The organism is Mycobacterium sp. 852002-51613_SCH5001154, from assembly GCF_001667425.1.
GTDB lineage: Bacteria > Actinomycetota > Actinomycetes > Mycobacteriales > Mycobacteriaceae > Mycobacterium.
On record NZ_LZII01000055.1, the window covers coordinates 37,534 to 50,819 of the forward strand.

Consider the following 13,286-nt stretch of genomic DNA (forward strand, 5'->3'; position numbering starts at 1 on the left):
GATCAGAAACGGTAGGTCGTGCAGCCGACCTCGACGCCCGAGCCGACGGTGAGTATCAACGCGACGTCGCCCGGTCGCGCCAGCCCCTGCCGCCGGGCTTGCTCCAGCCCGTACGGCACGGACGACGTGAACGGGTCGCTGTCCGCGGCGAGCTCGACGAACCTCGATCTCCGGATGCCGATCTGGGCGGCCAGTTCGTCGAGCGCCTCCGGGGACAGATACGGCGGGAGCACCGCCGCGATGTCGGTGGGGTTGAGTCCCTCGAGGGCCAGAAGTTCCTTGGCAGCGGCGGGAATACAACTCAGGTAGATCGCGGCGAGGTTGGGGTCACGCTCGATCTGTAACCCGGCCCGCCCGTCGCGCTGCTGGGTGTAGGTGGCCAGGGCCCCGCTGTACTCCGGGTGGTGCTGGAACACGAAGCGGCCGAAGCCTTCCGGGCCGTCGCTCCTGCGCAGCAGGACCGCCGAGCCCGTCTGGCTGATGCCGCGTTGCGGATAGCCGCTGTCGGGGCCGTTGTTTTCGATCTCCGAGGCCATCACCATTGCGTGCTCCACCTTTCCCGCCCCGATCATCCCCGCGGCGACCTGGCAGGCGTTGAGGAAGCCGACGGCGCCGTTGAGGACGTCGAAGGCGAAGGTCTTGGGCCCGTCCGGGGAGTCCACCTCCCCGTTGATGTCCAGTTCGCCGGCGACGAGCGCGGCGACTGCCGGCTCGCTGAGGAACTCGTCGCGGTAGATGCCGGAATTGATGATCAGCCCCAGCGAGCTCCGATCCAGGCCGCTGCGTTCGAGGCACGCCTCTGCGGCCTGGACCGCGAGCTGGATCGAGCTGGGGGAAGCCGGTTGCTCGGCCGGAGCGAGGCCGACGCCGTCGATGCGCACGCGGGGCATCGCCGGAGCGGCTTTGTGGTTGCCGTCGGTCGCCATGCCGGGGGCGTGGCCGCCGCCGGCACCCCGGCGCATCCGGTCGGGCAGGTCGTCGAAGGTGTACAGCGCTGCGCCGACGGTCTGTCCGGAGCCGGTGATCGAAAAGACCACATTGTCACCGGAATTGATCCGATTGCTCAGGATGTAGTCGTTCAGGGCGACGATGTGGGTCGTGGTGGCGGTGTTCCCGCGCTCGGCGATGTTGTAGATGGTGTTGCCCCGGTTGGCCGCGCCGTCCCCGAACATCTGGTTGATGGCGACGACCGCGTCGTTGAGCGAGGCCTCGGACGTCTGGTGCATCACCAGGTGGTCGGTGGTCTCCGGCCGCCAGCCGTGTCGCTGCATTACCCCGGCGACGTAGGGCACCGCGTGCTTGACCGCGATCGCGGTCTGAGTAACGGAGTCGGTGAACATGATGGCACCGCCGTGCGGGCCGTCGGTCACCTTCGCGATGCACAGCTTGCTGTAGCGACTCAGGGTGGCCATATCGATGTCGTGGAAGCCGACCTTGTTGTTCGGCCCGCGCTCGAGGACCACCGCCGCACCGGCGTCGCCGAGGGTCAGGCACGCGATCCGCGGATCCATCGGCCCCTCGATTTCCTTCTGGGCGGTCTCGCACAGGTGACTGATGTATTCGCCGCTGACCACCAGGGCGTTCCGAATCAGCCCGGTCTGCAGGAATGCGTCGGCGACGGTAATGCCGGTGAACATTCCGGCGCACGCGTTGCTGATGTCGAAGGCCAGCGCATTGCCAAGGCCGCATTGGTCGCGGAGCCGCGTGGCGGTGCTGGGCTCGAAGCTGAACCGGTGCCCGAGTCCGTCACGCCGGGAGATGTTGCAGGCGATGATTAGGTCGATCTCCTCGCGCCGATAGCTGGACCGCGACAGGCAATCTTCGGCCGCCTTCCTGGCGAGGTCGATCGAGAACTCGTCCTCGCCGACCACCCGCCGGTTCTTGATGCCGGTCAGACGTTCCAGCGGTATGCGAATCTCGTTGGTGCACTCGGCCATAACCGTCTTCGTCGACACGGTCCGCGCGGGAAGGTACACGCCGATGCTTTCGATCACCGTGTTTCGCTTCTCCTCGGGTGTGGCCTGCACCGATTGCTCCGGTGCCGGCGCCGTGACGACGGCCTCGGTGGGGGCTTCGGGGTGACCCGTTGCATCGCCGGCGAGCGGACCGTATTCGGCGGCGAGCTCGGCGATGGTGCCGTAGACGAACATCGACTCCGGCCGCAGCGGCAGGCCTGCCGCATTCGCCCGCACCGCGACCTCCAGGCTTTGGGTCGAGGCACCACCGAGAGCGAAGAAGTCGTCGTTGACGCCGACACGCTCGAGATCCAGTACGGCGCACCAGATTTCGGCCAGCAACTTCTCGGTGGGGGTGCGCGGAGCGACGAATGCCGGCTCCTGCGGCCCCGATGCCCTGTCGGCCGCGATCAAGGCTTTGCGATCCACCTTTCCGCTCGACGTGAGCGGCAGCGAGTCTGTCACCTCGAAGACCGCGGGCATCATGGCGGCGGGAAGCAGGTCAAGCAGGAACCGGCGCAACTCCGCGGTCGACGGAGCCGCGCCGCCGGCCGGCACGACATGCGCGACGAGGATGGGGTTCCCGCGGCTGTCGGTTCTGATCACCACCGCGTTCTCGGCCACCGCGGGGTGTTGGGCCAGCGCGGCCTCTATCTCGCCGGGCTCGATCCGGAAGCCGTGGATCTTCACCTGAAAGTCGATGCGTCCCAGGTAGTCGATGTTGCCGTCCGGCAGATACCTGGTCAGGTCGCCGGTGCGGTAGAGCCGCTGGCCGGGGTGTGCGGTATCGCCGCCGAACGGGTCGGCCACGAAGATGGCGCCCGTCAGATCCGGCCGGTTGAGGTAGCCGCGGCCGAGCCCCACCCCGCCGATGTACAGTTCGCCGGGCACACCGATCGGCACCGGTTGCAGGTGCGCGTCCAGGATGTAGGCGCGGATGTTGGCGATCGGTCGCCCGATCGGCACCAGCGTGCCGGATTCGCCTCGCTCGCAGTGGAATGCGGTGACGTCGATCGCCGCCTCGGTGGGCCCATAGAGGTTGTAGAGCTCGGCGTCCAGCGTGGCCATGAAGTGGTCGCGCAGGTCGTACGGCAGCGCCTCGCCACTGCAGATCACCCGGCGCAGTGCGGTGCACGCGGCCACCCCGGGCTCGGCGAGGAAGCGGCGCATCATCGACGGCACGAAATGCATTGTGGTGACGCGCTGTTCGACGATGGTCCGAACCAGATACGCGGCATCCTTATGCCCCTCGGGCTTGGCGATGACCACCCGGGCCCCGACGATCAAGGGCCAGAACAGTTCCCAGACGGACGGGTCGAAGCTCACCGGCGTCTTGTGCAGCACCCGGTCGTCGGCGGTCAGCCGGTAGGCGTCCTGCATCCACAGCAGCCGGTTACGAATCCCGGCGTGGGTGTTGAGCGTTCCCTTCGGCTTACCCGTGGAACCGGAAGTGTGGATGACGTATGCGAGGTTTGCCGACGTCGTCTCGCAGACCGGGGCGGCGTCCTCGCCCGACGGCGCCGACGGATCGTCCAGGCAGAGCCGGTGACCGGTGAAGCCGGGCGGCAGGTGCTCCAGTTTGCTCCGGTGGGTGACGCAGACCGGCGCGTCCGGTACGTCGTCCAGCATCGCGGCCATCCGCTGTGCGGGCTGCGCGGAGTCGAGCGGCATGAAGGCGCCGCCGGCCTTGAGGACGCCCAGCACGGCCACCACCAGATCCTCGGAGCGGTCCAGCAGGACGGGCACGACCGTCTCGGGCCCCACGCCGAGCTCGCGCAGCCGGTGGGCGAGACCGTTGGCCCGGCGGTCGAGTTCCGCATAGGTCACGTCGCGGTCCTCACACGTCACCGCGACGGCGTCCGGGGTGCGCACGACCGTGGCGGCGACCATCTCGTGCAGGCAGGCCGGGCCGTCGTAGGTGACCTCGGTCTGATTCCAGGCGGCCTGCTGGCGGCGCTCCGCCTCGGTGAGCAGCGGCAGCTGCGAGACCGGCCGGGCGGGGTCGGCGACGATGCCGCCGAGCAGGGTGGCGAAGTGCCCGGCCAGCCGCTCGATGGTCGCGGCGTCGAAGAGGTCGGTGTTGTATTGCAGTACGCCGGAAAGCTTTCCGTCGTGTTCGCCGACCTCCATCATCAGGTCGAACGGCGCGCCGCCCTGCCCGACATGGAGGGTCTCGAGCGGCAGCCCCCCGGGTTCCGGGCCGGCGTCGTCGGTGAAGCGGCGCGTCTGTTCCCAGGCGAACGAGACTCCGAACAGCGGCGTGCGGCTCGGGTCGCGCGGCGGCCGAAGCCGCTCGACGAGCAGCGCGAAGGGATAGTCCTGGTGTTCGAGGGCACCCTGCACGGTGTCCTTGACGCGGCCGAGCAGGGTCATGAACGTCGGATCGTCGTGCAGGTCGGCCCGCAGGGCGACCGGGTTAGTGAGGTAGCCGACCAGGCCCTCAAGCGCGACCCGGTCACGGCAGGCGAACGGGGAGCCGATCACCAGGTGACCCTGGCCGCTGTAGCGGTGCAGCAACGCGGCGTAGGCCGCCAGCAGTGTCATGTAGGGCGTCGCGCCCACCTTGCGGCCCAGTTGAATGATCCCGGCCGTCACCGCGGGGTCGACGGTGAACCGGCGCACGGTGCCCGGGTAGGTCTGGACGGCGGGCCGCGGCCGGTCGGTGGGCAATTGCAGGACCGGCAGTTCGCCGGCCAACTGGTCACGCCAGTAGGCCCAGAGGTCCTCGCCCTCGGCGCCCGCGAGCATCAGGGCCTGCTGGTCGGCATATTCGACGAAGCTTTCCGCGGGTGGCGGAGGCGGGGTCGCGCCGTGCTCGGCGGCGTACAGCAAGCGCAGCTCGTCGAGAATGATGTCGATGGACCAGAAGTCGACGGCGATGTGGTGCAAACCCAAGAGCAACACATGTTCGTCGGGTGTGCGCTCGAGCAGCGTCAGCCGCAGCACCGGGCCGGTGTACAGGTCGAAAGGACGGTTGGTCTCGCGCCGGATCCACTCGTCGACGTCGGGCTCACCGGGGCCGAGGCGGTGCCGGGCGATGCGCACCGGCCATTGCGGATGCACGAGCTGGACCGGTTGTCCGTCGCGCTCGGCGTACGTGGTCCGTAGCGCCGGATGCCGGTCTACGAGCGCCTGGGCCGCGCGTTCCAGCGCCGCGACGTCGAGCTCACCCCTGATTCGGCCGGCGTACGTCACGTTGTAGGCGGCGCTGGCCGGTGCGAGTTTGTGAATGAACCACATCGATCGCTGGCCGTACGACTGCGGATGCACCGAGGCCGACTCCTCGGCCTTCTGCATCAGCAGCTGAGCGAGCAGTGCCCGCTTTTTCTCCGGAGACAGACCGGCGACGTTGATGGGCTTGTCAGTCATCGCCGGCGTCCTTCGCGGCAAGCTCGGCCCCTCTTTCGGCCAAGACCTTTTGGAGCAGTTCGTCCACGGCGTCGTCGGAAAGCTCCGGCACCTGGGTCAGCAGGTCGATGCCGCCCGACGGCGCGCCGTCGGCTTGCCGGTGGACCGTTGGCTCCGGAGTGGCCAGCCGCGGCACCACCTCGTGCGTCGCGGGTGCGCCGGCCGCTTGCTCCGGCAGATGTTCGCGCAGCCACTCGGCGAGGCTGGCCACGCTGGGACCCTCCAGCAGTCGGGTGACCGGCACCACGAGGCCCAGGTCGCGTTCGACCTGCATGCGCAGCTCCAGCGTGATGAGCGAGTCGACGCCGAGGGTGTTCAGCGGTGTCTGTTTGTCCAGGTTCGCCGGTGCCAGACCGAGTTTGCCGGCGACGAGCTCGGACAGATAGGTCTCCAGCAGCCGTTGGCGCTCCTCCGGCGTCGCGCCCTGCAGTGCGTCGTAGAGTCCGGCTCCCGGCCCGGTTGCGGGCTCGGCCTCCGGCTTGTCGGCCGAGGGCGCGATTCCAAGGTCCGCGAGCAGCGGCGGCTGCAGGTCGGGTTGCCAAACCGCCCAGTCGATGTCGAGAACCACGGCCTGCGTGGCCGACCGCTCCAGCAACGACGACAGCGCCCGGAGGCTGTCGGCCGCGGACATGGCCGCCACGCCGTATTGGGCGAAGTAGTCTTGCAGCTCGGACCGGGTGAAGAAGCCGAGCCCGGCCCATGGCCCCCAGTTCACGCTCAACGCCGGCCGGCCTTCGGTACGTCGGTGCCACGCCAGCGCGTCCAGGAAGGCGTTCGCGGCCGCGTAGTTGGCCGCCCCGGGGGGACCCAGCAGGGACGAGGCCGACGAGAACAGCACGAAGAGGTCCAGGTCGGCGTCTTTGGTCAGCGCGTGCAGGTTCCAGGCGCCCTGAACCTTGGGCGCCATGACCTTGCGCAGCTTCGCCTCGTCGAGGCATAGCAGGATGGCGTCGTCGGCGATCCCGGCCGCATGCACCACCCCACGCAGCGGCGGCATCGATTCGGCGATCGATTCCAGCATGGCCGTGACGTCGTCGGCTTTCGCGACGTCGCCCTTTGCGATGGTCACCTCGGTGCCGGCCGCGCGCAGCGCGTCCAGCGTCTGCTGCGCCTCCTCCGAGGCGCCGCCACGTCCCATCAGGACCAGGTGCCGGGCGCCGTGCTCGGCCATCCACTTGGCCACCACGAGTCCCAGCGCACCGAGGCCGCCGGTGACGAGATAGGTGGCGTCTTGCTTGAAGGACGTGGTCTCGGAGGGTTCCGGCTCGTCGTAGCGGGTCAGTCGTTCGACATAGCGGCGGTCGCCCCGCAGTGCCACGTCGCCATCGCGGTCGTCGGCCCACATCTCGCGGAACAGGGCTTGGACCTCTTGTTGGGCCTCTTCCGCCCCGCCACCGGCGGACAGGTCGACACAGGTGCAACGGAGTTCCGGTTGCTCGTGGTCGATCGTGCGGGCCATCCCCCACACCGGAGCCTGCGCGATCGACACGGGCTCGGCTTCGGGCGCCGAGGTATCGGTCACCTGCGTTCCCCGCGTCACCAGCCACAGCCGTGGCGACGGCGACCAACCGGCCCGCGCTAGTGCCTGCACCAGATGCACGACGCTCACCGGGCCCAAAGTTGTTGCCGAATCCAGGGATTCGAGTGAGGTCTCGGCCGGCGGTGCGGCGAGCAGGTCCCACAGGTGCACCACCCCCCGGCACGGTGGCCGGTCGTCAGTGAAGGCGTCTTCCAGCAGCTGTTTGAAGTGATCGGGATGCGTCGGGTCAAGGCGGTAACTGTCCGGGGTGAGACGCTCGAAGTCGCCGTTCGGTGCCGGCTCGACGAACACGCACCGCTGAGCATGCGATTCGAGGTGCTTCCGCAGGGTGTCCGCGGTGTTCGCGCCGTCGCTCAGGATGAGCCAACTGCCGGCCTCGTCCGGCCGGCTCGACCCGTCCCGGTCCGCCGGACTGGAGGCGGGCTGCCAGCGCAGCCGATACATCCGGTCGCGCAAGCCCGCGGCCTCGGTCGCGCCCGGGGCCTGCGGCAGCGGGCCGGTGCCGTTCGGGGTGATCGCCCCGACGTCCAGCCAGGAATGCACACGCTGCCACGGGTACGTCGGTGCCGTCACGTAGTGGCTGCCCGGGGGGTAGATCGCCTCCCAGGTGACCGGCTGACCGAGGGTGTAGAGGGTGCCGAGCGACGTCAGCGCGGTTGCCCGTCCCCCGTCGTCACGCCGCATCGACGGCAACGCGGCGCAACTGACCCCCAGGTCCTGGGCGTCCTCCCGGATGGAGTTCAGCAGGACCGGGTGCGGGCTGATCTCGACGACCGCGTCATGGCCGCCCTCCAGCAACCGGCGCAGTGCGGGGGAGAAATGCACGGGCGAGCGTAGGTTCTCCGCCCAATAGTCGGGGTCGGCCAGGCGGTCGGTGAGCAGGTCGCCGGTCACCGTCGAGTAGATGGGTATCGCCGGCGCGGTCGGCCGCAGTCCGACGAGCCCGCCGCGCAGAGCGGGAACCAACGGATCCATCTGCGGGCTGTGGGCGGCCACATCGACGTCGACCCATCGGCAGAACCGGTCACGCTGCTGCAGCACCTCCATCAGCTTTGCCAAAACCTTTTGATCCCCGGACAAGACCGTCGATCGGTAGCTGTTGCTGGCGGCGATCGAGACCTTGCTTTCCTGGCCGGCGATGAGCTCCTGCGCTTCGGCGGGGCTGAGTTCCGCGGCCATCATGGTCCCGCGGCCGCGCACGGTTCGGAGCATCAGTGCGCGGAAGCGGATCACCCGTGCGGCGTCTTCGAGGCTCAGCGCACCGGCGACGTGCGCCGCCGCGACCTCACCCATGCTGTGCCCGACCACCGCGGTCGGCTCGACCCCCCAGGAGCGCCATAGGGCGGCCAGCGCGACCTGCATGGCGAAGATCGCGGGCTGGATCAGGCTGATGTCGGTGATTTCCTCGTCCTTGGCCAGCAGCTCGACGATGGAATGTCCCAGGTGGGGCATGAGCGCGCGGTCGCAGGCCGCCAAGGCGTCGCGGAACACGGGCTCCTCGGCCTGCAGTCGCCGCCCCATGCCGTGCCACTGTGAGCCCTGCCCGGGGAAGGCGAAGACCACCCTGGGTCGCTGGCCGGTACGGCACTGTCCGACGGCGAACCCCTGCCGTGACTGCCCGTGCCGGTAGGCGTCGAGCGCCTCCGACATCGCGGCGGGCGAGTCGGCGACGACGGACAACCGATGCTCGTAGTGGCCGCGACGGACGCCGGCCGTATAGCAGAGGTCGGCGAGCGCCACCCCGGACGCCAGCGCCGACTCGTACCGTTCGGCCAGTGCGACCAGGGCCTCGGGGGACCGCGCGGAGATCGGCAGCAACTCGGCTCGATCCGGTGCCGTGCCGCGCTCGGCCGTGGCGGCCCGCGCCTGCGGGGCCTCGGTCAGCACGGCGTGCGCGTTGGTGCCGCCCATGCCGAACGAGCTGATACTTGCGACCGCCCGCCCACCGTTTTTCGGCCACGGGGTCAGCGTTGTCGCCACCCGCACCGGCAGGCTGTCGAAGGGGATCTCCGGGTTGGGTTCGGCGAAGTTCAGGCTCGGCGGAATCTCCTTGTGCTGCAAGGCCAATGCCACCTTGATCAGCCCGGCCACTCCGGCCGCCGCCTCCAGGTGCCCGATGTTGGTCTTGACCGAGCCGACCAGGCACTGGCTGCCCGGCGGACGGCCGTCCGCCAGTACCGTGCCCAGCGCGTTCGCCTCCATCGCGTCGCCCAGGAATGTTCCGGTGCCGTGCGCCTCGACGTACTGGGCGGTGCCCGGAGAAAGGCCGGCGCGGCGGTAGGCCGCGGCCACCACGGCTTCCTGCGCTCGCCGGTTGGGTGCGATCAGCCCGTTGGTCCGGCCGTCCTGGTTGATGGCGGTGCCCCGGATCACGGCATAGATCGGGTCGTTGTCGGCCAGCGCCCGGCTGAGCGGTTTCAGGACGACCATTCCGGCGCCTTCACCCCGTACGTACCCGTCCGCGCCGGCATCGAAGGTCTTGCAGCGGCCGTCGGGCGCCATCACCTTGGCCTTGCTGAAGTTGATCATCAGCGCCGGCGACAGGATGACGTTCACTCCTCCGGCCAGCGCCACCCCGCACTCGCCGTCGCGCAGGCTGCGGCACGCGAGGTGGACCGCGACCAACGACGACGAGCAGGCGGTGTCGATCGCCATGCTCGGCCCGTGGAAGTCGTAGAAGTAGGAGAGCCGGTTGGCGGCGATGCTCAACGCGTTTCCGGTGCCCGTGTAGGCGTCGACGAGCTGCATCTGGTTGCCGCGGAGGTTCGCGTAGTCGGTGGTCGCGATGCCGACGAACACGCCGGTGTCACTGCCGGCAAGCCGCTCCGGCACCTGCCCGGCGTCTTCCAATGCCTCCCAAGCCACCTCGAGGATCAGCCGCTGCTGCGGATCCATCTGCGCCGATTCCCGAGGCGAGATGCCGAAGAATCCGAAGTCGAACTCGTCGACCTCGGGCAGGAAGCCGGCCCGTCGAGTGACCGAGGTGCCCGGCACGGACGGATCGGGGTCGTAGAAGGCATCGGCGTCCCAGCGGTCCGACGGGACCTCGCTGATCGCGTCCACGCCTTCCGACAACTCGCGCCAGAATGCCGCCGGCCCGTCGGCGCCCGGAAAACGGCACCCGATGCCGATGATGGCGATCGGCTCGTCCGCGGCGGGCGGGCTGGTCTCACCGACGGTTTCGGCGGTGCGGTCGACCGCGGTGCCCTTGCCGCCCAGATGGCGGGCGAGCAGCTCGATCGTCGGGTGTTCGTAGGCGATGGTGGGCGAAAGTTCGCATCCGAGCCAGGTTTCCAGAGCGCCGGTCAGCCTGATGGCACGGACCGAATCGAGGCCGTAGTAGGCGAACGGCCGGGATGGGTCGATATCCGTCGCGGGAATGCCGAGTTCACGAGCGAGCTGGGCGATCAACCATTCCTGGATCTCCGCGACGGTGCGCCCGGCGTGTTCCGGCGCGGCGGCCGCGGGGTGGGTGTCGGGCAGCGGTGCGCGCCATTCGGCGACCGGCTCGAACTGGCCGTCGAGGAATTGCTGCCGGCATGCGGACCGCTGGATCTTGCCGCTGGACGTGGTGGGAATCCGCAACGGGTCCACCAGAACAACGGCGTCCGCCTGAATCTCATGGTGTTCGGTGATCGCCGTCCGGATGGTGTCGACGATCTGGTTGAGGTCGGCGTCGCCGAGATGATAGCCGCTCACCTCCTGCACGACCACAACCCGTTCGGGGGCGTCCGGTCCGGCCGCGACCGAAAAGACCGCGCCCCGGCCGCGCATCAGTGCCGGGTGACAGGCCTGCACGGTGAGCTCGATGTCCTCGGGATAGTGGTTGGTGCCGCGAATGATGATGAGATCCTTGACGCGACCCGTCACGAACAACTCACCGGAGCGGAAGAACCCGAGGTCCCCGGTGCGAAGGAACGGGCCCCGGCCGCTGTCCGAAAGATGCGCGCGCAACGCCTCTTCCGTCACTTCGGGCTTCCCCCAGTAACCCTGCGCCACGCTCGGCCCGGCGACCCAGATCTCGCCGACCTCGTCGGCCCCGCAGGGCCGCCGGGTCTCGGGATCGACGATGATGACCTCCTGACCGCCCGGCGGCCGGCCGCAACCGACCAACGTCAACGCGCTCGGGTCTTCCGTCGCGATCTCGACGACCCGGCGTTCACCCAGCGCCGCGCGATCTATGTGCAGAACCACCGGGACCGGGGAGTCCGACCCGCCGGACACCAGCAGCGTCGCCTCCGCCAGCCCATAGACCGGCGCGAACGCCTCGGGCCGAAAACCCGCCGGGGCGAACGCCTCCGCGAAGCCCTGCATGGTCGAGGGACGCACCGGCTCGGCACCGCACATGGCCGTCGACCAGTTGGACAGGTCGAGGGCGGCACGCTCCTCAGGGGTACTGAGTTCGATGCACAGGTCATAGGCGAAGTTGGGGGCGGCGGTGATCTTGGCGCGGTGCCGGGATATCGCTTCCAACCACCGCATCGGGCGCTTGATGAACGCGTTCGGCGGCATGAGGACGGAGGTACCGCCGACATAAATGGTCTCGAGGACGCCGCCGATGAGGCCCATGTCGTGGTAGGGCGGCAGCCAGAACACACCGGTTGCCTCCCGGTCGAATCCCGACTTCCACGACTGGCGGATGGTCTCCAGATTGTGGGCGAGGTTGCCATGCGACAGCACAACGCCTTTCGGTGCGGCCGTGGAGCCCGAGGTGTACTGGATCATCGCGATTGTGCTGGAGTCGATCCCGGGTGGAACCCACTGCGCCTCGTCGCCCCCCGTGTCGGTGACGAACCACTGCAGCGGACGTCCCTTGACCAGACCGTCCACCGTCGCCTTGATTCGCGCTTGCATCTCTGAGTTCGACAGAGCGAAGCGCGGTTTGGCATCCGCGACGATCGAGGCGACGCGCGGAACCAGGTGCTCGCGCGCCGGCGGATGCACCGGTACGGCGATCGCCCCCGCGTAGAGGCACCCGAACAGGCCGGCGATGAAATCCAGACCCGGGGGGCACAGGACCAGGACGCGCTCGCCCGCGGCGCCGTGGCGCTGCAGGTTGGCTGCGATCCGCTTTGCCCTGGCATCCAGCTCGGCATAGGTCAGCTGGCTGACTTCGGTCTCCTCGCCATCGCGAGAGTAGGTGAACGCGACCCTGTCCCGATAGCTTTCGGCCCGGTACCGCAACTGTCCGACCAGCGTCGGCGCCATGAGTGACGACGCGTCATGCCCTGTTTCCGAGGCTGATTCGGCGTGGTCGTCTGCGTGCTCGGCGTGCTGCCTGTCGGCGGTGCTCATCTCGTTCCCTCTGTCGGTCCCGGGGCTGCTACTTCTTCGCCGAACCGTGACATCTGCGTCGCTCCATCAAGGAGTGAGTGGTTGTGGTTGGTATTTCCTTGGCCCGGAGCCATTTTCGATCGGGCAAGGGTGCCCTCGGTGTAGGTCTCGAGTAGTACGCGGAATTGCTCCACCGTGTAGCCGGTGACGACCGCGTCGGTGCGTGCGCGTACCGTCGCCGAGCGGGCCATCCGGAACAACGGCCCGAGCTCGCCGACGTACTCGCCGGGCGAGGCGACCTTGACCAGTTCCCCGGTCCCGTCACCCGATTCGCGCATGACTTCCAGTTCGCCGTCGGTGACGACGTAGATCAGGTCCCCCATGCTGCCCTGCTCGAACAGCACCGAACCGCTTGCCAGATGCAGCGTTTCGGGCTCGGAGTCGGTCAGTTGCACATCCGGCATCAGCCTGACCACGCGGTCGGCGAACGGCAGGATCCGGGTGTCATGGGTGGCGACCACGACAATGCGCTCGCCGCTCGCCAACTCCCTCAGCAGCCGCAGGACCCCTTCCGCGCGGGCATAGTCCAGGTGGGCCGTGGGTTCGTCGGCCAGGATCAGCGGTGGGTCCAGCGCGATCGCGCGGGCCACCGCCACCCGTTCGCGCTCGCCGCCGCTGAGGTCACCGGGCCGGTGCGTCATGCGGTCCTGCAGCCCGGCGCGGGCCAGCAATTCCTTGGCGCGCTCGCGCGCCGCCCGCCGCGACCAGCCCGCCGCCCAGAGTGGCACCGCGACGTTCTCCACCGCGGAAAGGCTTGCCACCAGGTTGAACGACTGAAAGACGATGCCCACGGTGCGGCGCCGGTACGTGGTCAGCCTGCGGCGGTCCAGCGTCGTGACGTCGGTGTCACCGACCTGGACGCGTCCGCTGGTCGGGCTGAGGATGCCGCCGATGCACGACAGCAGCGTGGTCTTCCCACATCCGCTGGGGCCCAACAGAATCACCAGCGATCCCGACGCAACCTCCAGATTCAGACCGTCGATGACGCGGTTCGGCTCCCCGCCGTTCGAGTATTCGACGACGAGATCCTTGATGCGCAAATCACCCAT

Annotated in this window: 3 protein-coding genes; all 3 read right to left on the minus strand. The window is 68.8% G+C overall.

Going from position 1 to position 13,286, the window contains the following annotated elements:
• Positions 1-2: 2 nt before the first annotated feature.
• Genes A5750_RS15035 through A5750_RS15045 form a run of 3 tightly spaced genes read right to left on the minus strand, consistent with a single transcriptional unit; the run spans position 3 to position 13,286 of the window.
• Positions 3-5,324, minus strand: coding sequence for a non-ribosomal peptide synthetase (locus tag A5750_RS15035; RefSeq protein ID WP_067263791.1), 5,322 nt, complete (start codon positions 5,322-5,324; stop codon positions 3-5).
• Positions 5,317-12,198, minus strand: a complete 6,882-nt coding sequence (locus tag A5750_RS15040) for a type I polyketide synthase (protein ID WP_231989207.1) — start codon at positions 12,196-12,198, stop codon at positions 5,317-5,319. Before A5750_RS15040 ends, A5750_RS15035 begins: the two co-directional genes overlap by 8 nt.
• The gene (locus A5750_RS15045; protein ID WP_067263792.1) at positions 12,195-13,286 is read right to left on the minus strand and encodes an ATP-binding cassette domain-containing protein; all 1,092 of its coding nucleotides are present in this window, start codon (positions 13,284-13,286) and stop codon (positions 12,195-12,197) included. The genes A5750_RS15040 and A5750_RS15045 overlap by 4 nt, the downstream gene beginning before the upstream one ends.